The 24744-nt window shown below is 71.1% G+C and carries 22 protein-coding genes and 1 pseudogene; 16 read left to right on the top strand and 7 right to left on the bottom strand.

Going from position 1 to position 24744, the window contains the following annotated elements; genetic code table 11:
• Nucleotides 1-59 precede the first annotated feature (59 nt).
• Together EAO70_RS26740 and EAO70_RS26735 are read right to left on the bottom strand one after the other, a co-directional pair.
• A complete protein-coding gene (locus EAO70_RS26740) occupies nt 60-2315 on the bottom strand; it encodes a (Fe-S)-binding protein (RefSeq protein WP_148005470.1) in 2256 nt (751 codons plus the stop codon).
• Between the two features lie 107 nt (nt 2316-2422).
• A complete protein-coding gene (locus tag EAO70_RS26735) occupies nt 2423-2911 on the bottom strand; it encodes a sugar transferase (RefSeq protein WP_148005469.1) in 489 nt (162 codons plus the stop codon).
• A gap of 254 nt (nt 2912-3165) precedes the next feature.
• Here EAO70_RS26735 and dnaK point away from each other — a divergent pair, with 254 nt between their 5' ends.
• Genes dnaK through EAO70_RS26715 form a run of 4 tightly spaced genes read left to right on the top strand, consistent with a single transcriptional unit; the run spans nt 3166 to nt 7353 of the window.
• Nucleotides 3166-5010, top strand: coding sequence for a molecular chaperone DnaK (gene dnaK, locus EAO70_RS26730; RefSeq protein ID WP_148005468.1), 1845 nt, complete (start codon nt 3166-3168; stop codon nt 5008-5010).
• Nucleotides 5010-5663 carry a nucleotide exchange factor GrpE gene (gene grpE, locus EAO70_RS26725; protein ID WP_148005467.1) on the top strand — a complete coding sequence of 218 codons (654 nt, stop codon included), beginning with the start codon at nt 5010-5012 and terminating at the stop codon, nt 5661-5663. The genes dnaK and grpE overlap by 1 nt, the downstream gene beginning before the upstream one ends.
• A 57-nt stretch (nt 5664-5720) precedes the next feature.
• Nucleotides 5721-6905, top strand: a complete 1185-nt coding sequence (gene dnaJ, locus EAO70_RS26720; protein WP_148005466.1) for a molecular chaperone DnaJ — start codon at nt 5721-5723, stop codon at nt 6903-6905.
• A gap of 4 nt (nt 6906-6909) precedes the next feature.
• The gene (locus tag EAO70_RS26715; protein ID WP_015034631.1) at nt 6910-7353 is read left to right on the top strand and encodes a heat shock protein transcriptional repressor HspR; all 444 of its coding nucleotides are present in this window, start codon (nt 6910-6912) and stop codon (nt 7351-7353) included.
• An 86-nt stretch (nt 7354-7439) separates the two neighbouring features.
• On the opposite strand, the gene EAO70_RS26710 is transcribed toward EAO70_RS26715, so the two are convergent.
• Nucleotides 7440-7913, bottom strand: a complete 474-nt coding sequence (locus EAO70_RS26710; protein WP_148005465.1) for a hypothetical protein — start codon at nt 7911-7913, stop codon at nt 7440-7442.
• Between the two features lie 28 nt (nt 7914-7941).
• A complete protein-coding gene (locus EAO70_RS26705) occupies nt 7942-8961 on the bottom strand; it encodes a helix-turn-helix transcriptional regulator (RefSeq protein ID WP_187284052.1) in 1020 nt (339 codons plus the stop codon).
• A gap of 107 nt (nt 8962-9068) precedes the next feature.
• Here EAO70_RS26705 and EAO70_RS26700 point away from each other — a divergent pair, with 107 nt between their 5' ends.
• Nucleotides 9069-9332 carry a hypothetical protein gene (locus EAO70_RS26700; protein WP_148005464.1) on the top strand — a complete coding sequence of 88 codons (264 nt, stop codon included), beginning with the start codon at nt 9069-9071 and terminating at the stop codon, nt 9330-9332.
• Entirely contained in the window at nt 9329-9649 is a 321-nt protein-coding gene (locus EAO70_RS26695) for a hypothetical protein (protein WP_030323603.1), read from the top strand. Before EAO70_RS26700 ends, EAO70_RS26695 begins: the two co-directional genes overlap by 4 nt.
• A gap of 171 nt (nt 9650-9820) precedes the next feature.
• On the opposite strand, the gene EAO70_RS26690 is transcribed toward EAO70_RS26695, so the two are convergent.
• Nucleotides 9821-10225 (bottom strand): pyridoxamine 5'-phosphate oxidase family protein, encoded by a 405-nt coding sequence (locus EAO70_RS26690; protein ID WP_148005463.1) that lies wholly within the window; start codon nt 10223-10225, stop codon nt 9821-9823.
• A gap of 121 nt (nt 10226-10346) precedes the next feature.
• On the opposite strand from EAO70_RS26690, the gene clpB reads away from it, so the two are divergent.
• Both clpB and EAO70_RS26680 read left to right on the top strand, forming a co-directional pair.
• Nucleotides 10347-12938 carry an ATP-dependent chaperone ClpB gene (gene clpB, locus EAO70_RS26685; protein WP_148005462.1) on the top strand — a complete coding sequence of 864 codons (2592 nt, stop codon included), beginning with the start codon at nt 10347-10349 and terminating at the stop codon, nt 12936-12938.
• Between the two features lie 197 nt (nt 12939-13135).
• The gene (locus EAO70_RS26680; protein ID WP_187284051.1) at nt 13136-13669 is read left to right on the top strand and encodes a YbjN domain-containing protein; all 534 of its coding nucleotides are present in this window, start codon (nt 13136-13138) and stop codon (nt 13667-13669) included.
• A 101-nt stretch (nt 13670-13770) separates the two neighbouring features.
• Here the strand turns inward: EAO70_RS26680 and EAO70_RS26675 are convergent, their stop codons facing one another.
• A complete protein-coding gene (locus tag EAO70_RS26675) occupies nt 13771-15210 on the bottom strand; it encodes a hypothetical protein (protein WP_261993070.1) in 1440 nt (479 codons plus the stop codon).
• 336 nt (nt 15211-15546) lie between these two features.
• Entirely contained in the window at nt 15547-16719 is a 1173-nt protein-coding gene (locus tag EAO70_RS26670) for a pyridoxal phosphate-dependent aminotransferase (protein WP_187284050.1), read from the bottom strand.
• 100 nt (nt 16720-16819) lie between these two features.
• On the opposite strand from EAO70_RS26670, the gene EAO70_RS26665 reads away from it, so the two are divergent.
• From EAO70_RS26665 to EAO70_RS26630, 8 genes and pseudogenes are all read left to right on the top strand, one after another.
• Nucleotides 16820-17089, top strand: a complete 270-nt coding sequence (locus tag EAO70_RS26665) for a hypothetical protein (RefSeq protein ID WP_148005458.1) — start codon at nt 16820-16822, stop codon at nt 17087-17089.
• A gap of 302 nt (nt 17090-17391) precedes the next feature.
• Nucleotides 17392-17910, top strand: coding sequence for a DUF2617 family protein (locus EAO70_RS26660; RefSeq protein WP_148005457.1), 519 nt, complete (start codon nt 17392-17394; stop codon nt 17908-17910).
• A gap of 75 nt (nt 17911-17985) precedes the next feature.
• Nucleotides 17986-19659, top strand: a complete 1674-nt coding sequence (locus tag EAO70_RS26655) for a polyamine aminopropyltransferase (protein WP_148005456.1) — start codon at nt 17986-17988, stop codon at nt 19657-19659.
• Nucleotides 19660-19789: 130 nt separating this feature from the next.
• Nucleotides 19790-20886 (top strand): annotated as a pseudogene (locus EAO70_RS40465) (SRPBCC family protein).
• Between the two features lie 24 nt (nt 20887-20910).
• Entirely contained in the window at nt 20911-21696 is a 786-nt protein-coding gene (locus EAO70_RS26645; RefSeq protein ID WP_148005489.1) for an aldose 1-epimerase, read from the top strand.
• A 22-nt stretch (nt 21697-21718) separates the two neighbouring features.
• Nucleotides 21719-22258, top strand: coding sequence for an orotate phosphoribosyltransferase (pyrE, locus tag EAO70_RS26640; protein ID WP_148005455.1), 540 nt, complete (start codon nt 21719-21721; stop codon nt 22256-22258).
• A 222-nt stretch (nt 22259-22480) separates the two neighbouring features.
• A complete protein-coding gene (gene fbaA, locus EAO70_RS26635; protein WP_148005454.1) occupies nt 22481-23503 on the top strand; it encodes a class II fructose-bisphosphate aldolase in 1023 nt (340 codons plus the stop codon).
• Nucleotides 23504-23581: 78 nt separating this feature from the next.
• Nucleotides 23582-24742, top strand: a complete 1161-nt coding sequence (locus tag EAO70_RS26630) for a MalY/PatB family protein (RefSeq protein ID WP_148005453.1) — start codon at nt 23582-23584, stop codon at nt 24740-24742.
• The last annotated feature ends 2 nt before the right edge of the window (nt 24743-24744 follow it).

Below are 24744 nucleotides of genomic sequence, written 5' to 3'. Positions count from 1 at the left end.
CCGGGAACGGGAGAGGGCCGCCCCGCGATCACTCGCGGGGCGGCCCTCCGGGGTCGGGATCAGACAGCCGGCTCCGGCTCCTCGGCGGGCTCCGGCTCCGGGTCCACCGGGGTCTTCACCGACTCCAGGAGCAGCTGGGCCACGTCGACCACCGTGATCGACTCCTTGGCCTTGCCGTCGTTCTTCTTGCCGTTGACCGAGTCGGTCAGCATGACGAGGCAGAAGGGGCAGGCGGTGGAGACGATGTCCGGGTTGAGGGACAGGGCCTCCTCGACGCGCTCGTTGTTGATGCGCTTGCCGATGCGCTCCTCCATCCACATCCGGGCACCGCCGGCGCCGCAGCAGAAGCCGCGCTCCTTGTGGCGGTGCATCTCCTGCTGGCGCAGGCCGGGGACGGCGGACATGATCTCGCGCGGCGGCGTGTAGACCTTGTTGTGACGGCCCAGGTAGCAGGGGTCGTGGTAGGTGATGAGGCCCTCGACCGGGGTCACCGGGACCAGCTTGCCCTCGTCGATGAGGTGCTGGAGCAGCTGGGTGTGGTGGATGACCTCGTACTCGCCGCCGAGCTGCGGGTACTCGTTGGCGATGGTGTTGAAGCAGTGCGGGCAGGTGGAGACGATCCGCTTGGCCGACTTCGGCTTCTTCGTCGACTCGTCCTCGTCGTCCTCGCCGAACGCCATGTTCAGCATGGCGACGTTCTCCTGGGCGAGCTGCTGGAAGAGCGGCTCGTTGCCCAGGCGGCGGGGGGAGTCACCGGTGCACTTCTCGTCGCCGCCCATGATCGCGAACTTGACGCCCGCCATGTGCAGGAGCTCCGCGAAGGCCTTGGTGGTCTTCTTGGCACGGTCCTCCAGGGCGCCGGCGCAGCCGACCCAGTAGAGGTAGTCGAACTCGGAGAGGTCCTCGACGTCCTTGCCCACGATCGGGACCTCGAAGTCGACCTCCTTGGTCCACTCGACGCGCTGCTTCTTCGCCAGGCCCCAGGGGTTGCCCTTCTTCTCCAGGTTCTTGAGCATCGTGCCCGCCTCGGACGGGAACGCGGACTCGATCATCACCTGGTAGCGGCGCATGTCGACGATGTGGTCGATGTGCTCGATGTCGACCGGGCACTGCTCGACGCAGGCGCCGCAGGTGGTGCAGGACCAGAGGACGTCGGGGTCGATGACGCCGTTCTCTTCGGCGGTGCCGATGAGGGGGCGCTCGGCCTCGGCGATCGCCGAGGCGGGGACGTCCTTGAGCTGCTCCTCGGTCGCCTTCTCGTTGCCCTCCATGTCCTTGCCGCCGCCCGCGAGCAGGTACGGCGCCTTGGCGTGCGCGTGGTCGCGCAGCGACATGATGAGGAGCTTGGGGGAGAGGGGCTTGCCGGTGTTCCAGGCGGGGCACTGCGACTGGCAGCGGCCGCACTCGGTGCAGGTGGAGAAGTCGAGGATGCCCTTCCAGGAGAACTGCTCGACCTGGGAGACACCGAAGACGGCGTCCTCGGCCGGGTCCTCCCAGTCGATCTCCTTGCCGGCCGTCGTCATCGGCTGGAGCGCGCCGAGGGCGGTGGAGCCGTCGGCGTTCCGCTTGAACCAGATGTTCGGGAAGCCGAGGAAGCGGTGCCAGGCGACGCCCATGTTGGTGTTGAGCGAGACCGTGATCATCCAGGTGAAGGACGTGACGATCTTGAGGCACGCGAAGAAGTAGGTGAGGTACTGGATCGTGCTCAGGTCCAGGCCGTCGAGGAGTGCGATCAGCGGGTACGAGGCGAAGAAGCCGGGCTCCCAGCTCGTCACGTGGTGCTGGACGCCTTCGAGGGCGCGCAGCGTCATGATGCAGACGCCGACGATCAGGATGACGGCCTCGACGAAGTACGCCTGGCCGGTCTTGGAGCCGGCGAAGCGGGACTTGCGGCCCGCCCGGGTCGGCTTGCTGAGCTGGCGGATCACGATGAGGGTCACGATGCCGAGGACCGTCATCAGGCCGAGGAACTCGGTGAAGATCTCGTACGGCAGCCAGTCGCCGATGACCGGGATCAGCCAGTCGGCCTGGAAGAGCTGGCCGAAGGCGTTGACGATCGTCAGGAGCAGCGAGAAGAAGCCCACCGCCACGAACCAGTGCGCGAAGCCGACGATGCCCCAGCGGTTCATCCTCGTGTGGCCGAGGAACTCCTTGACCAGCGTGATGGTGCGCTGTGTGGGGTCACCGGTGCGCGTGCCGGCGGGGACCGGCTGACCGAGCCGCACGAAGCGGTAGATCTGCACGGTGGCGCGGCCGAACAGCGCGACGGCCACCACCGTGATGGCGATCGACACGATGATCGCGGCGAGTTGCATGACGGGCTCCTCGGGCGGGCCTACTAAGCGGTAACTTATGGAGTTCCCGCTGAGATTACCCGGTCGCGGCCCCGCGATGTAGCGGCGCTCGCGGTGATATGTGTCGCTCAGGCAAACCTTGCCGCGCGACGTCGGCGGACTGCTGGAAGCGTACGCGCCAGGATCGACAGATCCATTCCCAGCCAGTGGTGGTCCACGTAGTGGAGGTCGAGCAGCTCCCTCTCCTCCCACGGTAGGTCCGAGCGGCCGCTGATCTGCCAGGGGCCGGTGAGTCCCGGGCGTACGGAGAGCCGGCGGCGCCCCTCGCCCGCGCACTCGCGGTGGCCGGGGGCCAGTGGACACGGTCCGACCAGCGACATCCTGCCCCCGACCACGTGGAGCAGCAGGGGCAGCGCGGCCAGCGGGCTCCGGGTCCGGAAGGTCAGCATGGTGAAGGGCTCCCCCGCCAGGCCGGCCACCGTGCGGCGGCGCAGTACGCCCCGGCCGGGGGTCGCCGAGCCGAGGGCGACCGAGACGGCGACGGCGGCGAGCAGCGGGGACAGGGCGACGAGGAGGGCGAGTCCGCCCACGAGGTCGAACGTGCGCTTGGCCGTCATTCCCACACCCTTCCGAGGGACCGTGTGAGCATCATGGGATATTCGTGGGATATGCCTGCTTTGCCCGACAAGGGGCATCCGGACTCTCTCACGGGCTCCCCGCCCCGGTCCGGGATCGACGCGCCTCCACCTCCGTATGAGTGAGATAAAGGGCGAAGAGTTGAGTCTCCTCCACTCAGGTCTGTTGACGCGATCGGCGTCGTCGTGCATCCTTGAGTCAGATCCACTCAAGTACGTCAGCTGGAGGAATCGAAATGGCACGTGCGGTCGGCATCGACCTGGGCACGACTAACTCCGTCGTCAGCGTTCTGGAAGGCGGCGAGCCCACCGTCATCACCAACGCCGAGGGCGCCAGGACCACGCCGTCCGTCGTCGCCTTCGCGAAGAACGGCGAGGTGCTCGTCGGCGAGGTGGCCAAGCGTCAGGCCGTCACCAACGTCGACAGGACCATCCGGTCGGTCAAGCGCCACATGGGCACCGACTGGAAGATCGAGATCGACGGCAAGAACTTCAACCCGCAGCAGATGAGCGCCTTCATCCTGCAGAAGCTGAAGCGCGACGCCGAGGCCTACCTGGGCGAGAAGGTCGTCGACGCGGTCATCACCGTTCCGGCCTACTTCAACGACTCGGAGCGCCAGGCCACCAAGGAGGCCGGTGAGATCGCGGGCCTCAACGTCCTGCGCATCGTCAACGAGCCGACCGCGGCCGCCCTCGCGTACGGCCTCGACAAGGACGACCAGACGATCCTCGTCTTCGACCTCGGTGGCGGCACCTTCGACGTGTCCCTCCTGGAGATCGGCGACGGCGTCGTCGAGGTGAAGGCCACCAACGGTGACAACCACCTCGGTGGCGACGACTGGGACCAGCGCGTCGTCGACTACCTGGTGACGCAGTTCCAGAACGGCCACGGCGTGGACCTCGCCAAGGACAAGATGGCTCTCCAGCGTCTCCGCGAGGCCGCGGAGAAGGCGAAGATCGAGCTCTCGTCCTCGACCGAGACCTCCATCAACCTGCCGTACATCACGGCCTCCGCCGAGGGCCCGCTGCACCTGGACGAGAAGCTCACGCGCGCCCAGTTCCAGCAGCTCACCTCGGACCTGCTCGACCGCTGCAAGGTGCCGTTCCACAACGTCATCAAGGACGCGGGCATCAACCTCTCCGAGATCGACCACGTCGTTCTCGTCGGTGGTTCGACCCGTATGCCGGCCGTCGCCGAGCTCGTCAAGGAGCTGACCGGCGGTCAGGACGCCAACAAGGGCGTCAACCCGGACGAGGTCGTCGCCATCGGCGCCGCGCTCCAGGCCGGTGTCCTCAAGGGTGAGGTCAAGGACGTCCTGCTCCTCGACGTGACCCCGCTGTCCCTCGGCATCGAGACCAAGGGCGGCATCATGACCAAGCTCATCGAGCGCAACACCACGATCCCGACCAAGCGGTCCGAGATCTTCACGACGGCCGAGGACAACCAGCCGTCCGTGCAGATCCAGGTCTACCAGGGCGAGCGCGAGATCGCGGCGTACAACAAGAAGCTCGGGATGTTCGAGCTGACCGGTCTGCCGCCGGCGCCCCGCGGCGTCCCGCAGATCGAGGTCGCCTTCGACATCGACGCCAACGGCATCATGCACGTGACCGCGAAGGACCTCGGCACGGGCAAGGAGCAGAAGATGACCGTCACCGGCGGCTCCTCGCTGCCGAAGGACGAGGTCGACCGCATGCGCCAGGAGGCCGAGCAGTACGCGGACGAGGACCACCGCCGCCGCGAGGCCGCCGAGTCCCGCAACCAGGGCGAGCAGCTCGTCTACCAGACGGAGAAGTTCCTCAAGGACAACGAGGACAAGGTCCCCGGCGACGTCAAGGCCGAGGTCGAGGCCGCGCTCGGCGAGCTGAAGGAGAAGCTCAAGGGCGAGGACACCGCCGAGATCCGCACCGCCACCGAGAAGGTCGCGGCGGTCTCGCAGAAGCTCGGCCAGGCGCTCTACGCCGACGCCCAGGGCGCGCAGGCCGCCGGCGGCGACGCCGGTGCCCAGCAGGCCCAGGCCGACGACGACGTCGTCGACGCCGAGATCGTGGACGAGGACAAGCCGAAGGGCGGCGCTGCCTGATGTCGGAGGAGACCCCGGGCTTCGAGGAGAAGCCCGAAGTCCCCGCCGACGGCCCGCCCGAGGAGCCCGAGACCGCCGCTGCCGCCGCCTCCGCCGACAAGGCGGAGAAGGCGGCCCCGGCCGGGGACGCTACGGACGTAGCCCTGCTGGCGCAGCTGGACCAGACCCGTACGGCGCTCGACGAGCGCACCGCGGACCTCCAGCGGCTCCAGGCCGAGTACCAGAACTACCGCCGCCGCGTGGAGCGGGACCGGGTCACGGTCAAGGAGATCGCCGTCGCCGGCCTTCTCTCCGACCTGCTTCCGGTGCTCGACGACGTCGGCCGGGCCCGGGACCACGGCGAGCTCGTGGGCGGGTTCAAGTCGGTGGCCGAATCGCTGGAGACCGTCGTCGCCAAGATGGGTCTGCAGCAGTTCGGCAAGGAGGGCGAGCCCTTCGACCCGACGATCCACGAGGCCCTGATGCACTCGTACGCGCCGGACGTCACCGAGACGACGTGCGTGGCGATCCTGCAGCCGGGGTACCGGATCGGCGAGCGGACCATCCGGCCCGCGCGCGTGGCCGTCGCCGAGCCCCAGCCGGGCGCGGCACCGGCCAAGGACGACGCGAAGTCGTCCGCCGACGAGGAGAGCGGTGCCCCCGAGGAGGGGTAGCGCGGCCGGCCGCACAGCGGTGACAGAACCCGGAGCAGTCCGGAAGGAGGGACGTCGATGAGCACGAAGGACTTCGTCGAGAAGGACTACTACAAGGTCCTCGGCGTCCCCAAGGACGCCACCGAGGCCGAGATCAAGAAGGCGTACCGGAAGCTCGCCCGCGAGAACCACCCGGACGCCAACAAGAACGACACCAAGGCCGAGGAGCGCTTCAAGGAGATCTCCGAGGCGAACGACATCCTCGGCGACCCCAAGAAGCGCAAGGAGTACGACGAGGCCCGCGCCCTCTTCGGGAACGGCGGCTTCAGGGCCGGCGCTCCCGGGGCGGGCGGCTCGTTCAACTTCGACCTGGGCGACCTCTTCGGAGGCGCCCAGGGCGCCGGCGGCGGCTTCGGCGGCGGCGGTGGCGGCGGTGGCATCGGGGACGTCTTCGGCGGCCTGTTCAACCGCGGCGGCGGCCCGGGTGCCCGCACTCAGCCGCGGCGCGGCCAGGACATCGAGTCCGAGGTGACGCTCAGCTTCACCGAGGCCATCGAGGGCGCGACCGTACCGCTGCGGATGTCCAGCCAGCAGCCGTGCACGGCGTGTTCGGGCACCGGCGACAAGAACGGCACCCCTCGGGTGTGCCCGACCTGCGTCGGCACCGGACAGGTCTCGCGCGGCAGCGGTGGCGGCTTCTCGCTCACCGACCCCTGCGTGGACTGCAAGGGCCGCGGCCTGATCGCCGAGAACCCCTGCGAGGTCTGCAAGGGCAGCGGCCGGGCCAAGTCCTCCCGCACCATGCAGGTCCGGATCCCGGCGGGTGTCTCCGACAACCAGAAGATCCGGCTGCGCGGCAAGGGAGCGCCGGGGGAGCGCGGCGGGCAGAACGGCGACCTGTACGTCGTGGTGCACGTCGACTCCCACCCGGTGTTCGGCCGCAAGGACGACAACCTCACCGTCACGGTGCCGGTCTCCTTCACGGAGGCCGCGCTCGGCGGCGAGATCAAGGTGCCGACCCTCGGCGGCCCCGCGGTCACCCTCAAGCTGCCCGCGGGCACGCCGAACGGCCGGACCATGCGCGCCCGCGGCAAGGGCGCGGTCCGCAAGGACGGCACCCGCGGCGACCTCCTCGTCACGGTCGAGGTCGCGGTGCCCAAGGAGCTGGACGACAAGGCGCGTGACGCCCTGCAGACCTATCGCGAGGCGACCGCCTCCGACGATCCGCGGGCGGAGCTGTTCCAGGCTGCGAAGGGAGCGTGACCCGGTGGACGGGCGCCGACGCAATCCGTACGAGCTGACCGACGAGTCGCCGGTGTACGTCATCTCGGTGGCGGCCCAGCTCTCCGGTCTGCACCCGCAGACCCTCCGGCAGTACGACCGCCTCGGTCTGGTCTCCCCGGACCGCACGGCGGGCCGCGGCCGGCGCTACTCGGCCCGTGACATCGAGCTGCTCCGGCAGGTGCAGCAGCTGTCGCAGGACGAGGGCATCAACCTGGCCGGGATCAAGCGCATCATCGAGCTGGAGAACCAGGTCGCCGCCCTGCAGAGCCGGATCGCGGAGCTGTCGGCGGCCGTCGACGGCGCGGCGGCGGCGATGCGGCAGCGCGAGGCCCAGGTGCACGCCTCGTACCGGCGCGACCTGGTGCCGTACCAGGACGTGCAGCAGGCGAGCGCCCTGGTGGTCTGGCGCCCGAAGCGCGGCGAGTAGCCCCCAGCACCGCGTGAGGCCCCCTCCACAGCCGTGGAGGGGGCCTCACGCGTTCTCGGGGCCTCGTACGAGGTCGGTTGCCGCGGTTACGGGATGAGCTCCGCCACGATGTCGCCGACGGTCTCCCACCAGGGCGCCGCGCCCGTGCCGAACGCGGCGGCGAGCGCGGTGCCGACGGCGTGGTCGAGCGGGGTGGGCGTGGCGGCCGGATCCCAGTCGGGGTACACCCTGCCGTCCCCCTTGGACTCCAGCGTGCCCAGCGCCTTCCCGTTCCGGGTGAACCGGCTGTCCACGTACGAACTGGGGACGAGCCGGTAGCGGACGCCGTCCACGCGGACGTCCACCCGGTAGGAGCGGCGCAGCAGCCGCGCGCGGGCCGGCCTGATGACGGCGGGTTCCCCGGCCACCGTCAGGGCGAGCAGGGCGGGCTTGCGGGTGCCGATCGGCGTATGGGTGTCGGGGCTGGTCCCGGGGGCCCGTACGAGCTCCACGGTGGGCAGGTCGTGCCCGGAGACGCGGAGGGTCCCGGCGGGCCCGTCGAGGTCGATCTGTACGTACACGGTGGCGAGTTGTCCCGTTCGACGCTGGTCAGGTGTCCGATGGACGGTTGTCTCCGTCGAGGATGCCCGACTGCGCGATCAGGTAGCCGAGCTGGGCCCGGCTGCCGCTGCCGAGGGTGGCGGCGAGTTTGGCGATGTGGGCGCGGCAGGTACGCACGTTCATGCCGAGGCGGCGGGCGATGGCCTCGTCCACATGGCCCTCGACGAGGAGTTTGGCGATGGAACGCTGGACGCCGCCGATGCCGTCCACGGACGGGCTGTACGGGATCTCGTCCTCCCACGGCACCCCGTGCAGCCAGAACTGGTCGAAGACGCCGACGAGGTACTGCACGAGGCCCTCGTGGCGGAGTTCGAGGGCGACCTGGCGGTCGCTGCGCGCCGGCACGAAGGCGACCTTGCGGTCGACGATGATCAGCCGGTCGACGATCTCCTCCAGGGTGCGGAGTTCGAGCCCGTACGGCGCGACGCGTTCGACGTAGGCGAGGGTGGCGGGATGGTGCCGCGCGGTGTGCTGGTACAGCGTCCGCATCCGGACGCCGCGGTCGAGCAGCGGCTCCATGCGGCGGAGGGCCGCTTCGAGGGTCTCGGGGCGGCGGCCGCTGCCGGGCTGGATGGTGAGGAGTTCCTCGGTGCACTCGTTGATGGCGCGGTCGAGTGCGGCGTTGATGACGCTGAGGCCTTCGAGGACCGTGATGGCCTGGGTGCCGGTGGGGTCCTGGGTGTGGATCGCCATGAACGGCTCGAAAGCGTCCGCGAGGGCCAGCGCGTGCTGGCGCCGGACCTGTATCTCCTGCTCGATGGGGTGCACGAGCTGGTTCAGGGCGATGGAGGGCGGCACGGGGCGCAGGCACTCGCTGTCGTCCGGGTCCGGGTGCAGGAGGGAGAGTTCCCTCAGGCAGGGGGCGGCTTCGGCGTCCGCGCGGGCTATGCGGCCGGTGCGGAGAGCACTCGCATAGAGCTCCTTGCCCGCGTCGCATAGTTCACCGTGACTGTGCTTATGAACGGACTCGTCGCATTCTCGCCTCATTTGCACCCCCCTCAGGGTCATGAATTACAGGAACATGATGCCCGGGTTGGCTGGTGGAAAGGGTCGGGAGTGAGCCATCGTCTTACTCGCGGGGGGGAGGTAGTGATCAAAAGAGGTGGAGATCGGCCATGACCAGGATGGTTCGTGCACTTAGCGCCATAGCCGTTGCGGCGGCTGCTCTCGGCGCACTCGCCGTCGGCGAGCCCTCGTGGGAGAGCACCCCGGCGCACTCCGTGGCAGGGCCGGACGAGCCCTCGTGGGAGAGCACCCCGGCGCACGAGGTGGTCGCGGGACCCGGCGAACCCTCGTGGGAGAGCTCTCCCCGGGACGTCGTGCTCGCTGCTCCCTACGAGCCGTCCTGGGAGATCGCTTCCAGGGGCGCGGGGGCGTGACCGTGCCGCCGGACGACCCCAGGTTCCGCCGGGAGATGGCTTCGGCCTACCGGTCCGGGTGGCACTTCGTCGACCTCGCCACGGCAATCCCCCACCGTGGCGACGCGCTGAAGATCACCCTCTTCGGAGAGCCCATCGTGGTGGCACGGGAGCAGGACGAGGACGTCCGCGCCTACCGCTGCCTCCGCCGTCCCCGCGGCGCCCCACAGCCCATCCGCTGTGCCATCCGGTACGGCATGATCTTCGTCAACCTCGACCAGCGGGACCACCAGCTGATCGAACCCGAGACCATCACCGCCACCCCCCGCAGTGCCTGAGCGATTCCCCCGTCGTTGTAGATCGCTCCGGCACTTCCCCCACACAGCGGCGCCATCGCGGACCTGAAACGCGATGGCGCCGCTGTGCTGCCCGGACGTTCCCCCGCGTGGGGGCGGCCCGGGCTTTCCCGTGTGCGCCGAGCGCTTCTCGCGTGCGCCGCGCGCCGGCCCTCAGGCGCGCCCCATCGCCCGGGTCAGGGTGATCTCGACGACCACCCGGTCCGGGTTCTCCGCCGGCGTGCGCCCGTAGCGCTCGGCGTAGCGGCCCACCGCGTCCGCGACGACCTCCGGCTCCGTACGGATGCGGGCGACGCCCTCCAGGGTGGCCCAGCGGCCCTTGTCGACCTGGCAGACCGCGACCCGCGCGCCGGCGGCGCCCGCCGCCAGGACGTTGGCCACCTTCCGGCTGTGCCGGTTGGTGATGACCCGCGCGAAACCGCCCTCGGGGTCGTAGGTGACGCCCACCGCCACGACGTGCGGGGTGCCGTCCGGGCGCGGGGTGGTCAGGGTGCACATGTGGTACTCGCGCCAGAAGCTGAGGTACGAGTCGGAGGGGTTCCTCGGGTCGGTCGCCATGCACGGAACGTACCGGGCCGAAGCTCCCTCCGATACCTTGAGCGCAATCGACTCAACTTTGTGTACGCTGGAAGAGTCATAAAGGGAGAGGACCCCGAACGATCCAGGAGGAGCACCGCACGTGGACGCCGAACTGACCAACCGGAGCCGGGACGCGATCAACGCGGCCAGCAGCCGCGCCGTGTCCGAGGGGCACGCCGACCTGACCCCCGCGCACCTGCTGCTCGCGCTGCTCACCGGTCAGGACAACGAGAACATCACCGACCTGCTCGCCGCCGTCGAGGCCGACCAGGCGGTCGCGCGGGCCGGCGCGGAGCGGCTGCTCGCCGCCCTGCCCAGCGTCACCGGGTCCACGGTCGCGCCCCCGCAGCCCAGCCGCGAGTTCCTCGCCGTCATCGCCGACGCCGACCGGCAGGCCAAGGAGCTCGGCGACGACTACCTGTCCACCGAGCACCTCCTCGTCGCGATCGCGGCCAAGGGCGGCCAGGCCGGTGAGATCCTCGACGGGCAGGGCGCGAGCGCTTCCAGGCTGCTCGACGCGTTCGAGAAGAGCAGGGGAGGACGCCGGGTGACCACACCCGACCCGGAAGGGCAGTACAAGGCGCTGGAGAAGTTCGGCACGGACTTCACCGCCGCCGCGCGCGAGGGCAAGCTGGACCCGGTCATCGGCCGCGACCACGAGATCCGCCGCGTCGTGCAGGTGCTGTCCCGCCGCACCAAGAACAACCCGGTCCTCATCGGCGAGCCCGGCGTCGGCAAGACCGCCGTCGTCGAGGGCCTCGCCCAGCGGATCGTGAAGGGCGACGTGCCCGAGTCCCTCAAGAACAAGCGGCTGGTCTCGCTCGACCTCGGCGCCATGGTCGCCGGAGCGAAGTACCGCGGCGAGTTCGAGGAGCGGCTGAAGACCGTCCTCTCCGAGATCAAGGCGAGCGACGGCCAGATCATCACCTTCATCGACGAGCTGCACACGGTCGTCGGCGCGGGCGCCGGCGGCGACTCCGCCATGGACGCGGGCAACATGCTCAAGCCCATGCTGGCCCGCGGCGAGCTCCGCATGGTCGGCGCGACCACCCTCGACGAGTACCGCGAGCGGATCGAGAAGGACCCCGCCCTGGAGCGCCGCTTCCAGCAGGTGCTGGTCGCCGAGCCCACCGTCGAGGACACCATCGCGATCCTCCGCGGCCTCAAGGGCCGGTACGAGGCCCACCACAAGGTGCAGATCAACGACTCCGCGCTGGTGGCCGCCGCGACCCTCTCCGACCGGTACATCACCTCCCGCTTCCTCCCCGACAAGGCGATCGACCTCGTCGACGAGGCCGCGAGCCGGCTCCGCATGGAGATCGACTCCTCCCCCGTCGAGATCGACGAGCTCCAGCGCTCCGTCGACCGGCTCCGCATGGAGGAGCTGGCCCTCAAGAACGAGACAGACGCGGGCAGCCGGCAGCGCCTGGAGAAGCTGCGGCGCGACCTCGCCGACCGCGAGGAGGAGCTCCGCGGCCTCACCGCCCGCTGGGAGAAGGAGAAGCAGTCCCTCAACCGGGTCGGCGAGCTCAAGGAGCGCCTGGACGAGACCCGCGGCCGCGCCGAGCGCGCCCAGCGGGACGGCGACTTCGACACCGCCTCCAAGCTGCTCTACGGGGAGATCCCGGCCCTGGAGCGGGAGCTGGCGGAGGCGAGCGAGGCCGAGGCACAGCAGGAGTCGTCCAAAGACACCATGGTGAAGGAGGAGGTAGGCCCCGACGACATCGCGGACGTGGTCGGCGCCTGGACCGGCATCCCGGCGGGCCGCCTCCTGGAGGGCGAGACGCAGAAGCTGCTGCGCATGGAGGACGAGCTCGGCCGGCGCCTGATCGGCCAGTCCGAGGCCGTCCAGGCCGTCTCCGACGCCGTCCGCCGTACCCGCGCGGGCATCGCCGACCCCGACCGCCCCACCGGCTCCTTCCTCTTCCTCGGCCCCACGGGCGTCGGCAAGACGGAGCTGGCGAAGGCGCTCGCGGACTTCCTCTTCGACGACGAGCGGGCCATGATCCGCATCGACATGTCGGAGTACGGCGAGAAGCACAGCGTCGCCCGACTGGTCGGCGCGCCCCCCGGCTACGTCGGGTACGAGGAGGGCGGCCAGCTCACGGAGGCGGTCCGCCGCCGCCCGTACAGCGTGGTCCTGCTCGACGAGGTGGAGAAGGCGCACCCGGAGGTCTTCGACGTCCTGCTCCAGGTCCTGGACGACGGGCGGCTCACCGACGGGCAGGGCCGGACGGTGGACTTCCGCAACACCATCCTGATCCTGACCTCGAACCTGGGCAGCCAGTACCTGGTCGACCCGGCGACCCCGGCGGACGTGAAGAAGCAGCAGGTCCTGGACGTGGTCCGGGCGAGCTTCAAGCCGGAGTTCCTCAACCGCCTCGACGACCTCGTCGTCTTCTCGGCCCTCGACCGGGCGGAGCTGGGCCGGATCGCCCGGCTCCAGATCGACCGCCTGGCCCGGCGGCTCGCCGACCGGCGGCTCACCCTGGAGGTCAGCCCGGAGGCCCTGGAGTGGCTCGCCGAGGAGGGCAACGACCCGGCGTACGGCGCCCGGCCGCTGCGCCGCCTCATCCAGACGGCGATCGGCGACCGGCTCGCCCGGGAGATCCTGGCGGGCGAGGTCCGGGACGGCGACACCGTGCGGGTGGACCGCGCCGAGGACGGCCTGATCGTCGGGGCGACGCGCTAGCCCGGGCGCGCACGGGGGCGGGGCGGTGTGAGATCTTCCCCGTCCCCGTCCCCGTACGCGGCCCGCGAGTGCCCGTTCTCCCTCCCCCGAGTGGACCAGATCTTGTCAGCCCGCAGCGGATCGCGGGAGGCGGGACTTGCCACGTACCGCCCGGCATGGGGGAGGATGGCGAGCATCCGTACGAAGGGAAATACACGGTGAGCATCGACCCGTCCTCGATTCCGAATTTCGGGGGCCAGCCCCAGCCTCAGGCCGCAGGACCGGCGGGCCCCGTCGTCCCCGACCAGGACCTCGTCAAGCAGCTCCTCGAGCAGATGGAACTGAAGTACGTCATCGACGACGAGGGTGACCTCGCGGCGCCGTGGGAGGAATTCCGCACGTACTTCATGTTCCGCGGCGAGGACGAGCAGCAGGTCTTCTCGGTGCGGACGTTCTACGACCGTCCGCACTCGGCCGACGACCGCGCCAAGATCCTCGACGCGATCGACGACTGGAACCGCCGCACCCTGTGGCCGAAGGTCTACACCCACCTGCACGAGGAGGAGGACGGCTCCGCCACCCTCCGCCTCATCGGTGAGGCGCAGATGCTGATCGGCACCGGCGTCGCCCTGGAGCACTTCGTGTCCTCCACGGTGAGCTGGGTCCGCGCCTCCATCGAGTTCGACAAGTGGATCGTCGAGCAGTTCGGCCTGGAGTCCCCCGATGACAAGCCCGGCGACGAAGAGGCCTGATCCTCCTCACAGCACCACCGAAGCCCGGTCCCTTCACGGGGGCCGGGCTTTCGCCGTGCTGGGGTGCGCGCGCCGCTATCAGGCCAGGCGCTTCGGGCGGGTCAGCCCGAGGCCAGCTGTTCCGCTATCTCCGCGATCCAACCGGACGTCTTCGCCGGGTCGTTGAGGGTCCCGGCCCACGCGTCCGGCTCCAGTCCGTGCTTGTCGGGGCCGGATTTGAGGGCGATGAGCAGGGACCTGGCGGACTCCCGCATCTCGGCCGTGGTGTTCCGGGAGATGGCGGGGCCCGCCGCCAGGGCGTGGATCTCCCGCGCCATGGCCTGGCGTTCCCCCTTCGACACCTTCTTCCAGAACTTCAGCGCGTGCTGCAACGACTCCGTGCGGGAAGCGGCCTCCGCCGGGGTCTCGCCCTCCGGGGCCCAGCGCTCGGGGTGGTGGACCTCTTCGTAGCGCTTGGTGGCGGCGCGGAGCGCCTTGTACAGGGTGACGCCGAGGACGAGACCGGCCCCGGCCCCGGCGAGGCCCCAGCCGACCGGGTTGCTCGCCAGCCCGGCTGTTCCCGCCGCGACCGCCGTCACGACGCCGGCCGCGGCCTTGACGGACTCACCCCCGCCGCCGGCCGCCTCCTTGCCGATCTTGGTGAGCTGCTTCTTCTTCGCGTACTCCTGCACCTTGCTCAGCTTCTCCACGTCGTTCTCGGCGTGCTGGAGTCTCTCGCCGGCGTCACGGGCTTCGGTCATCGCCTCCCAGGCCGCGTCGATGGCCTCGGAGACGAGCTCCAGCCGTCCAGGGCCCTCGTGGTTCCAGTAGCTGTCCAGCGCGACGTAGGCCTCCGCTGCGGCCCAGTCGGCCTGCTCGCGCGCCTCGTTCAGCCGTGCCAGTGCCCCCGCCTGGACGAGGTGGGGATCTCCCAGCTTTTTGATCTGCTTGTACTTGCCGGCTGCTCTCCCGATGCGGAAGGCGGACCGCACGCCCTTGATCGTGCCGATGGCCGCGCTGGCGACACCGCTCGCCTCTGATGCCACTGCCGCGTCCGCCGCCTTCTGGATCTTGGTCACCTCCTTGGCGATGGCGGCGCTGTAGCTTCCCGAACCGGCGGCGCCGATGACCGTGTCGGCCCCCTTGGTCATGGCCTTCTTCTTCGCCTTGTGGTGGTCGGCCCCGGTCTCGTGCTTCTTGGCGTCCTTCATGTTCTTGTACGCGTCCATGCCGTTGACCACGGTGCCGGCGGCTTCCGTGAGCAGGTTGCCCGAGGCCGCGGAGGTCCCCGAGGCGGCGGCGGAGTGCTTGAGGCTCTCATTGGCCGCGACGGCGGCCTGTTGGGTGAAGGCCGCGTTGGTGGGGGTCTGGAAGCCCTTGACGAAGGTGTCGATGGGTTCGAGATTCTTCTTGAACCTGTCGAGGAGCGCGGCGATCCGGTCGCGGTAGTTCTTCTTCGCTTGGGGGGACGCGCCGCCGTTCGCCGCCGCATCGCCTCTCTCGGTGTCCCGGACGCGCTGCACCATCGCGGTCGTGGCCCGGTTGCCGACGCGGGACTGCATGTCCCGTAAGGAGTGCTCCGGCGGGCGTGCGGACGTATTCCCGGTCCGGCTCCCACCCTCACGGTGCCGGGCCGACATCGGGACCGCCGCGGGCTGCCGTGTCGAGGTGCGGTGGATCGGCGTGCTCATGGATGTACCTCTCCTGTACCGGTCCGGGGCGAAGGTAGCCAGACCTGGCCAACAGGAGGGGTACGGCGGAGGAATTCCCCACGGACGCCACGGGACGGACGCCGTGGCGCGGGCACGGTGGGACGGACCGGACGCCGGCGGCGCGGCAGGCCGTCGCGGGCCTGACGCACCGTCGCGTCACGTGCATGACCGTGCAGGGGAGCGAGTTCAGGAAGCCAGGCGCCGCAAGCGGCTCCCGGCCTCGATGAGGACGTCGTCCTTCTTGCAGAAGGCGAAGCGGACCTGGCTGCGGCCGGCGTCGGGGTCGTCGTAGAAGACGGAGTTGGGGATGGCGACGACGCCGCAGCGTTCGGGGAGGGCGCGGCAGAAGGCGTGGGCGTCCTTCTCGCCGAGGGGGGTGATGTCGGTGGTGATGAAGTACGTGCCCCGGGGACGGTACACCTCGAACCCGGCCGCGCGGAGGCCGTCGCCGAGCAGGTCGCGCTTGCGTTGCAGGTCGGCGCGGAGCGTGTCGAAGTACGCGGTCGGGAGGCGGAGCGCCTCGGCGATCGCGTACTGGAAGGGGCCGGAGGAGACGTACGTGAGGAACTGCTTGGCCGAGCGGACGGCGGCGGTCAGCTCGGGGCTCGCGGTGATCCAGCCGACCTTCCAGCCGGTGAAGGAGAACGTCTTGCCGGCCGACCCGATGGTGACCGTGCGCTCCCGCATGCCCGGCAGGCTCGCGATCGGCACGTGCTCGGCGCCGTCGAAGACCAGGTGCTCGTACACCTCGTCGGTGACGACGAGCAGGTCCCGCTCGACGGCCAGTTCGGCGACGGCGGTCAGTTCGGCCCGGGTGAGGACGGTGCCGGTGGGGTTGTGCGGGGTGTTGAGCAGGATGAGGCGGGTCCGGTCGGTGACGGCGGCCCGCAGTTCGTCGAGGTCCAGGACGTACGCGCCCGCGTGCGGGCGGAGGGTGACCGGGACCCGGGTGCCGCCTGCCATCGCGACGCAGGCGGCGTACGAGTCGTAGTACGGCTCCAGGGCGATCACCTCGTCGCCCGGTTCGACCAGGGCCAGGAGCGAGGCCGCGATCGCCTCGGTGGCGCCCGCCGTGACGAGGACCTCCGCGTCGGGGTCGTACGCCAGGCCGTACCGTTCCCGCTGGTGGTCGGCGATCGCCGTCCGCAGTTCGGGGACGCCGGGGCCGGGCGGGTACTGGTTGCCGCGGCCGTCCCGCAGCGCGCGGACCGCTGCCTCCCGGATCTCGTCGGGGCCGTCGGTGTCGGGGAAGCCCTGGCCGAGGTTGATCGCCCCGGTGCCGGCGGCGAGCGCGGACATCTCGGCGAAGATCGTCGTCCCGAACTCGGCGAGGCGGCGGTTGAGCGGCGGTCGTTTCATGTCGGCCATCCTGCGGGGAAGCTCTGGAGTTCCTCAAGTGCGCTTTGACGGGACATCGGGACGGGCATCCCCCTCGCACAACCGAACGGGGGTAGTACACATGGAATTCTTCATCGTCATGGGGGTCCTGGTCGCCGCGGTGGTCGTCACGGCCGTGCGGGGCGGTCTCGGCGGCGGGAACCGGCGGTCGCGGTCGCGCGGACGGCGGTCCGGGGCGAGCGGCAGCAGCGGCGGCACCTGGGCGGACGGCGGCTCCGGCGGGCACGGCTGCGGCGGGGGTTCCAGCTCCTGCGGCGGCTCGTCCAGCTGCGGAGGCGGCGGCAGCTCGTCCAGCTGCGGGGGTGGGGGCGGTTGCGGCGGCAGCAGCTGAGCGGCCGCGCCCGCAGCTGAGCGGCGGCGGCCGGCCGTGCGGCACGTGACGTGGGGGGGGGCGGCCGGCACCCGTCGAGCGGTTCTGTTTGAACAAGTGAACTGTGGGCTCCCCGAAGGGGTTGGAAAACACAGCAAGTTGGGTAAAAACGCTGCGAGTCGTCCGGGTCCGTGGTTCTCTCGCTCCTGACAGAGACAGCCTTCGGACCGTGTGTGGACCCGAGCCTGCGATTCCCCTTCCGTGGAACCCTCCTCCGGGGCGCCCCCGGCCCACCCGTCAAACCGTGTTTGCGGAGCCGACCCATGCTCACCACCCTGAACACCTCCTACACCGATACCCGCGCGGCCGACCTCGCCTGGGCCCTCGGGCGCGAGCCGCTTCCCGCCCTGGCCGTGCTCGACCTCGAACTCTCGGGCGCCACACTTCAGTTGAGGCTGCTCGGTGCCTCTCATCAGGTCCTCCTGGAAGAGGAGGGCGGCAGCTGCTCGGAGACGGTGGCCTGCATGCCCGGCAGCAGCACCCCGCTGCCGCTCGGCGTCTCCAAGCGCATCGGCGGCTGGGAGTACGAGTTCGCCGCCCGCGTCGAGACGCTCTCGCACGGCTCCTTCGCGGGCCGCGCCCAGGAGTTGCTGGCGCTCGTCGCCGACCATCCCCAGGGGCTCGCGGGGACATTTCCCGGCTCCCCGCACGCCTTCACGGCGATGCTGGCGCAGCGCCACGAGGGCCAGGTGCGCTGGCGGACCTGGCACGCCTACCCGCAGGAGGGGCAGTTGGTGGTGACCAGGACGCGTATCGGCGTACGTATGCCCGCAACGCTCTGATACGCCCCTTCGGCACCCCAGATCCACTCGTGTGGGTGACAGGGGGCGTCCGGGTCGTGACGTAGCGTTACGGTCATGATCGAGCCGACCGTGACCATGCCACCCAAGGGGGTACGGCGGGCGCCCGCGCGGCGGCCCGATCCACCGCGCGGGACGGTGCGGTTCCCGGTGCTCGCGGTGGTCTTCGTCTGCGCCGCCTGCGGTCTGGTCTACGAGCTCGAACTGGTCGCCCTCGCCTCCTACCTGATCGGCGACTCGGTCACCCAGGCCTCCGTGGTGCTCTCCGTCATGGTCTTCGCCATGGGGGTGGGATCGCTCCTCGCCAAGGCGCTGCGCTGCCGCGCCGCCGTGGGCTTCGGCCTGGTCGAGGCCGGTCTCGCGCTGGTCGGCGGCACCTCGGCGATGGTGCTGTACGCGGCCTTCGCCTGGTTCGGCGAGTCGCGGTACGTCCTGGTGGCGTTCTCCCTCGCCATCGGGGTGCTCGTCGGTGCGGAGATCCCGCTCCTCATGTCGCTCATACAGCGGGGCGACCGCTCCGGCCGGTCCGGACGGAAGGCCTCGCTCGGCGAGCAGGACGACGCCGCCGGGACGGTCGCCGACCTCTTCGCCGCCGACTACGTGGGGGCGCTCGTCGGCGGCCTCGCCTTCCCGTTCCTCCTGCTGCCCTGGCTGGGCCAGCTCACCGGGGCCCTGGTCACCGGCGCGGTCAACGCGGTGGCGGGCGGCGGCCTCGTCCTCTGGGTGTTCCGCCGTGATCTCACCGGCCGCTCCAGGGCGCTGCTCGTCGCGGTGAACGTGGCGGTGCTCGCGGTCCTCGCCACCGCGACCGTGCTCGTCGACGACTTCGAGCAGGCCGCGCGCCGCGCGGTGTACGGGGAGCGGGTGCGGGTCGCCGTCCACACCGAGCTCCAGGAGATCGTCGTGACGGGGAGCCCCGAGGGCCCGCCCGACCTGTTCCTCGACGGGCGCCTGCGGGTCGCCGGCCGCGACGAGTACCGCTACCACGAGGCCCTGGTCCACCCCGCGATGAACGGCGACCACACCCGCGTGCTGCTCGTCGGAGGCGGGGACGGCATGGCCGCCCGCGAGGTCCTGCGCTACCCCGGGGTCCGCTCCGTGACCGTCGTCGAACTCGACCCCGGCGTCGTCCGCCTCGCCCGGACGGACCCGGCGCTCGCCCGGCTCAACGCGCAGGCGTTCAGCGACCCGCGCGTCCACGTGGTCCACGCGGACGCCTTCCACTGGCTCCGGGGCGCCACCGGCCGTCCGCGGGAACGGTACGACGTGGTGATCTCCGATCTCCCCGACCCCGGGATCACCCCCAGCGCCAAGCTGTACGCGCAGGAGTTCTACGGGCTCGTCGCCCAGGCCCTCACGCCCGCCGGGCGGTTCGCCGTGCACGCGGGATCCGTCGCCGACCGGCCCCGCACCTACTGGACCGTGGACGCCACCCTGCGCGCCGCGGGCTTCGCGACCCGCCCCTACAGCGCGAGCGGCCGCATCCCCGGCTTCGCCGCCGGACCCGACCGCGCCGACCGGACCGGCGGGGCGGGGCGGGGGCCCGGCGACTGGGGCTTCCTCCTGGCCGCGCCCGGCGGCCGGCCGCCCGCGCTCGGCCTCGCCCCCGACGCGCCGCGGCTGCGTTCGCTCGGCGAGGACACCCTGGCGGCCGCGGCCCGCCGCGCCGAGCGCGCGCGGGGGACCGCCCTGCCCCCGTCGACGCTGGTCCACCCCCGGTACGGAGGCTGAAGGTTTCGGCAGGAGGCCGCCACGGGGGCGGTACGAGCGTCCTGCCGCGGGGCGGCGCGGACCGGGATCCGCGGCGAACGGGCGACGCCGCCGTCCCGTCTGAGTAGGCTCGGCTTCCATGGAGCATGAGGTGTTCGTCCCGGTCCCGGCCGAGGTTCTGCGTACGACGCTCAGGGACCCGGCCCGGGTGGTGCGCTGCGTTCCCGGCCTCCAGCGGGACGCCGGCGCGGCGGAGGTCCCGGCGGAGGGCGCGCTCACCGGCCGGTTCAAGGTACGGGTCGGCGGCCACACCATCACCTACCGGGGCGACCTGCGGATCGTCGAGCGGGACGACGCCCTCACGTACGAGGGGCGGGGGACCGAGGCCCGCGGCAAGGGCACGGCGGAGCTGTCGCTCACCGTCGTCCTCACTCCGGTGGCCGAGGGGACCCGTATGACCTTCACCGGCGCTCTGACGGCGGCCGGGCGGCTCACCGAGGTGACGGACGAGGACCGCGCCGCGGCGGGCGCCAAGCTGCTGGGCCGGTTCGTGGCGGGGCTCGAGGGGCTGGGCGACGAGCCCGTAGAACTCCTGCGCGTACAGCTTGGCGCTGGGGGTGATCCCGGGGTCGGGGAGATCGGAGATCACCACGTCGTACCGTTCCCGCGGACGGCCGGTGGCGCCCCGGAGCCAGTGGAAGGGCCGTCGTCGTCGGAGTCGAGCTCGGCGAGGGCGGAGGGGTCGGCGGCGGAGTCGGCACCGGAGTCGGTACCGGCGCGCGCGCCGACGGTGACGCCGCCGCTGATGCCGACGCCCATGCCGGTGCCGACGCCCGCGCCGGTACCGACTCCGGTGCCGACTCCGCCGCCGACCCCTCCGCCCTCGGCGAGCTCGACTCCGACGACGACGGCGTCGACGACGGGGTCGAGGAGGCCCGCCGGGGGTCCGTGTTCGACGCGCCCGTGCCGCCGTCCTCCCTCGATCCGCTGCTCGGCGAGGACTTCGGTGACACGCCCATCGAGTTCCCCGCTCCGCAGCCCGCCGCCGAGGCCGCCCACGCCCGGCGGACCATGATCGGACGGAGCGCCGAGGAGGTCGACCACGCGCCGCCGCGCGGCCGGTACGCCCCCGTGCCCGCGCCCCAGGCGTCGAGCGCCGGCGCCACCCTGCGCTGGGTCGCCCCGGCCGCGGCCCTCGCCCTCGCCTCCGCCGTGGTCGTCGGCCGCGCCCTGCGCCGACGCCGCTGACACGATTAGGGTCGGGGCGTGAGCATGCAGACGCGACTGACGGCGGGCGACGCCGAGTTGACCATCACCCCCGAGAACGGCTGCCGGATCGAGAGCCTGCGCATCGGCGGCATCGAGCTGCTGCGCCAGGGCGAGCGGTTCGGGGCCTTCCCGATGGTGCCCTGGTGCGGACGGACCGAGAACGGCCGCTTCCGCAACGGGGCCACCAGCCACCAGCTACCGGTCAACGCACCCCCGCACGCGATCCACGGCACCGTCCGCGACCTCGCCTGGAAGACCGCGCGGGTCTCCGGGACCGAGGCGGTCTTCACCTGCGACCTCGGTGACCCGTGGCCGTACCGGGGCAAGGTCACCCAGGTCTTCGAGCTGACCGAGGACGCCCTCACCCTGCGCTTCGGCGTCGAGACCTACGACGACTCCTTCCCGGCCCAGGCGGGCTGGCACCCCTGGTTCCTGCGCAACCTCGGCCGGGGCGGTCAGGACGCGGTGCTCGACTTCGCGCCGGCCTGGCAGGAGGAGCGCGGGGACGACCACCTCCCGACCGGCCGCCGGATCGACCCGGTGCCCGGCCCCTGGGACGACTGCTTCGGCATGCCCGGGGGTGTCGACGTCACCCTCACCTGGCCGGAGGAGCTGGAGCTGAAGGTCACCAGCCGCGCCGAGTGGGTCGTGATCTACGACGAGCAGGACGAGGCCGTCTGCGTCGAGCCGCAGTCCGGCCCGCCCAACGGGCTCAACACCCTTCCCCGCCTGGTCACCCCGATCGACCCCCTGGAGGTCGAGAGCACCTGGCGCTGGCGCCGCCTCTGAGCGGCGGCCTTAAGCTCGGGGCATGACTGACGTACGCGCTGAGCTGCTCCAGCAGATCAAGGACAAGGCCGTGGTACACGGCAAGGTGACCCTCTCCTCGGGTCTGGAAGCCGACTACTACATCGACCTGCGCCGGATCACGCTGGACGGCGAGGCCGCGCCGCTGGTGGGTCAGGTCATGCTCGACCTGACGGCCGACCTGGACTTCGACTGCGTGGGCGGGCTGACCCTGGGCGCCGACCCGGTCGCCACCTCGATGCTGCACGCCTCGGCCGCCCGCGGACAGCGCCTCGACGCCTTCGTCGTACGGAAGGCGCAGAAGGCGCACGGCATGCAGCGCCGCATCGAGGGCACGGACGTCAAGGGCCGTCGCTGCCTGGTGGTCGAGGACACCTCGACCACCGGCGGTTCGCCGCTGACCGCCGTGGAGGCCGTCCGCGAGGCCGGCGGCGAGGTCGTCGCCGTCGCGACGATCGTCGACCGGGGCGCCGCCGAGGCCATCTCCGGGGCGGGACTGGAGTACCTCACGGGCTACCAGCTGACCGATCTCGACCTGGCGTAACCGCCGCGAAGTCGTGACTTAGGTCCCGGACAGTGATGATTCCTGTCCTGACCTGCGCTTTTACCTAGGGGCGGGGTGTTTCACGTGAAACACCCCGCCCCAGGGTGTGCCGGGCCCGTGGGAGCCCGGGGGAGAGTCTGGAAGGATGGGCGTCGACGATGACGTCGCCCCCAGGTCAGGGACAGCAACGCACACACCCCGCACATCACAAGGAGCGGACGAATGCCCATCGCAACCCCCGAGGTCTACAACGAGATGCTCGACCGGGCGAAGGCAGGCAAGTTCGCCTACCCGGCCATCAACGTGACTTCGTCCCAGACCCTGCACGCTGCCCTGCGCGGCTTCGCTGAGGCCGAGAGCGACGGCATCATCCAGATCTCGACCGGCGGAGCCGAGTTCCTGGGCGGCCAGTACAACAAGGACATGGTCACGGGCGCCGTTGCCCTGGCCGAGTTCGCGCACATCGTCGCCGCGAAGTACGACATCACGGTCGCGCTGCACACCGACCACTGCCCGAAGGACAAGCTGGACGGCTACGTCCGTCCGCTGCTCGACGTCTCCGCCGAGCGCGTCGCCCGCGGCGAGAACCCGCTGTTCCAGTCGCACATGTGGGACGGCTCCGCCGAGACCCTCGCCGACAACCTGGCCATCGGCCAGGAGCTGCTCGCGAAGGCCGCCGCCGCCAAGATCATCCTTGAGGTCGAGATCACCCCGACCGGTGGCGAGGAGGACGGCGTCAGCCACGAGATCAACGACGAGCTGTACACCACCGTCGACGACGCGCTCCGCACCGCCGAGGCCCTCGGCCTGGGCGAGAAGGGCCGCTACCTGCTCGCCGCCTCCTTCGGCAACGTGCACGGTGTCTACAAGCCGGGCAACGTCGTCCTCCGCCCGGAGCTCCTCAAGGACCTCCAGGCCGGTGTCGCCGAGAAGTACGGCAAGGCGTCCCCGTTCGACTTCGTCTTCCACGGCGGCTCGGGCTCCACGGCCGAGGAGATCGCGACCGCCCTGGAGAACGGCGTCGTGAAGATGAACCTCGACACCGACACCCAGTACGCCTTCACGCGTCCGGTGGCGAACCACATGTTCAAGAACTACGACGGTGTCCTGAAGGTCGACGGCGAGGTCGGCGTCAAGTCCACCTACGACCCCCGCACCTGGGGCAAGCTGGCCGAGGCCGGCATGGCCGTCCGTGTGACCGAGGCGTGCGCGGCGCTGCGCTCGACCGGCACCAAGCTGAAGTAACGCAGTGACCGTGTGAGCGAAGGGCCCGGTACCTCCCCAGGTGCCGGGCCCTTCGTGTGTCGTCGACGAGAGGGCCCGATGTACGACTTCGACCGCGAGACGGACCGGCGCGGCACCTGGTCGGTCCAGTGGGACGGGATCGCGGACCGCTTCGGCGTGCCCGAGCTGCTCCCCTTCACCATCTCCGACATGGACTTCGCCTCCCCGCCCGAGGTGCTGGAGGCCCTGCGCGAGCGGGTCGACCACGGCGTCTTCGGCTACACCGACTGGCGGCTCGGGGAGTTCCGCGAGGCGATACGCCACTGGTACGCGACCCGGTACGACGCCGAGATCGACCCGGACTCCCTGGTGTACGCGCCGTCCGTGCTCAACCAGCTCTCCCAGCTGCTGCGGATGTGGACCGAGCCCGGCGACGGCGTGGTCGTGCACACCCCCACGTACGACGGCTTCCGCAAGGCGGTGACCGGTCTCGGGCGCGAGCTGCGCGGTGTCCCGGTCGGCGACACCGAGGCGCTGGAACGGGAGCTGGCCCGGCCGGACAGCACGATGCTGCTGCTCTGCTCCCCGCACAACCCGACCGGCCGGGTGTGGACGGAGGACGAGCTCCGGGAGTTCGCCGCGCTCGCCGAGCGCCACGGCGCGGCCGTCGTCAGCGACGAGATCCACGCCGACCTGACCGTCGAGGGACTCCGGCACGTCCCCTGGACCCGGATCGCCGAGCGGGGCCGGGGCCGCCGCTGGGCGCTGATCACCTCGGGCACCAAGGCCTTCAACTTCCCCGCGCTCTCCGGCTCGTACGGGATCATCGGCGACCCCGACGAGCGCACCGCCTTCGTCCGGCGCATGGAGACCGGGGAGGGGCTCGCCTCCCCGGCGGTGCTCTCGCTGACCGCGCACATCGCCGCGTACCGGCGGGGCGCGGCCTGGCTGGACGAACTGCGGGCGTATGTGGCGGACACGATGAGCATGGTCGAGAAGCGCCTCGCCGAGGGGCTTTCCGGGGTGGACTGGCGGCCGCCGCAGGCGGGCTACCTCGCCTGGATCGACCTGCGGCCGCTCGGCATCGAGGAGACCCGGCTCCAGGAGGAGCTGATCACCGTCGAGAAGGTCGCGATCATGCCGGGCGGGGTCTACGGCACGCCCGGCTTCGTCCGGCTGAACGTGGGCTGCCCACGGGCGAAGGCGGAGCGGGGCGTGACCGCGCTGATCCGCGCGGCGCAACGGCTGCGTACCGCCTGAGG

The sequence above is a fragment of the Streptomyces sp. adm13(2018) genome (genome assembly GCF_008042145.1).
Lineage (GTDB): Bacteria > Actinomycetota > Actinomycetes > Streptomycetales > Streptomycetaceae > Streptomyces.
Note: the sequence above shows the minus strand (reverse complement) of the source record. Positions and strands in the feature narration are given on the sequence as shown.

Bases quoted from the DNA above. Each gene is read 5' to 3' on its own strand.
- EAO70_RS26645 (WP_148005489.1), top strand. From the start codon at position 20,911: ATGCAGACGCGACTGACGGCGGGCGACGCCGAGTTGACCATCACCCCC.
- EAO70_RS26670 (WP_187284050.1), bottom strand. From the start codon at position 16,719: ATGAAACGACCGCCGCTCAACCGCCGCCTCGCCGAGTTCGGGACGACG.
- EAO70_RS26690 (WP_148005463.1), bottom strand. From the start codon at position 10,225: ATGGCGACCGACCCGAGGAACCCCTCCGACTCGTACCTCAGCTTCTGG.
- EAO70_RS26655 (WP_148005456.1), top strand. From the start codon at position 17,986: ATGATCGAGCCGACCGTGACCATGCCACCCAAGGGGGTACGGCGGGCG.
- EAO70_RS26705 (WP_187284052.1), bottom strand. From the start codon at position 8,961: ATGACCCTGAGGGGGGTGCAAATGAGGCGAGAATGCGACGAGTCCGTT.
- dnaJ (WP_148005466.1), top strand. From the start codon at position 5,721: ATGAGCACGAAGGACTTCGTCGAGAAGGACTACTACAAGGTCCTCGGC.
- EAO70_RS26735 (WP_148005469.1), bottom strand. From the start codon at position 2,911: ATGACGGCCAAGCGCACGTTCGACCTCGTGGGCGGACTCGCCCTCCTC.
- EAO70_RS26665 (WP_148005458.1), top strand. From the start codon at position 16,820: ATGGAATTCTTCATCGTCATGGGGGTCCTGGTCGCCGCGGTGGTCGTC.
- fbaA (WP_148005454.1), top strand. From the start codon at position 22,481: ATGCCCATCGCAACCCCCGAGGTCTACAACGAGATGCTCGACCGGGCG.
- dnaK (WP_148005468.1), top strand. From the start codon at position 3,166: ATGGCACGTGCGGTCGGCATCGACCTGGGCACGACTAACTCCGTCGTC.
- grpE (WP_148005467.1), top strand. From the start codon at position 5,010: ATGTCGGAGGAGACCCCGGGCTTCGAGGAGAAGCCCGAAGTCCCCGCC.
- EAO70_RS26630 (WP_148005453.1), top strand. From the start codon at position 23,582: ATGTACGACTTCGACCGCGAGACGGACCGGCGCGGCACCTGGTCGGTC.
- EAO70_RS26660 (WP_148005457.1), top strand. From the start codon at position 17,392: ATGCTCACCACCCTGAACACCTCCTACACCGATACCCGCGCGGCCGAC.
- pyrE (WP_148005455.1), top strand. From the start codon at position 21,719: ATGACTGACGTACGCGCTGAGCTGCTCCAGCAGATCAAGGACAAGGCC.
- EAO70_RS26700 (WP_148005464.1), top strand. From the start codon at position 9,069: ATGACCAGGATGGTTCGTGCACTTAGCGCCATAGCCGTTGCGGCGGCT.
- EAO70_RS26740 (WP_148005470.1), bottom strand. From the start codon at position 2,315: ATGCAACTCGCCGCGATCATCGTGTCGATCGCCATCACGGTGGTGGCC.
- EAO70_RS26675 (WP_261993070.1), bottom strand. From the start codon at position 15,210: ATGCAGTCCCGCGTCGGCAACCGGGCCACGACCGCGATGGTGCAGCGC.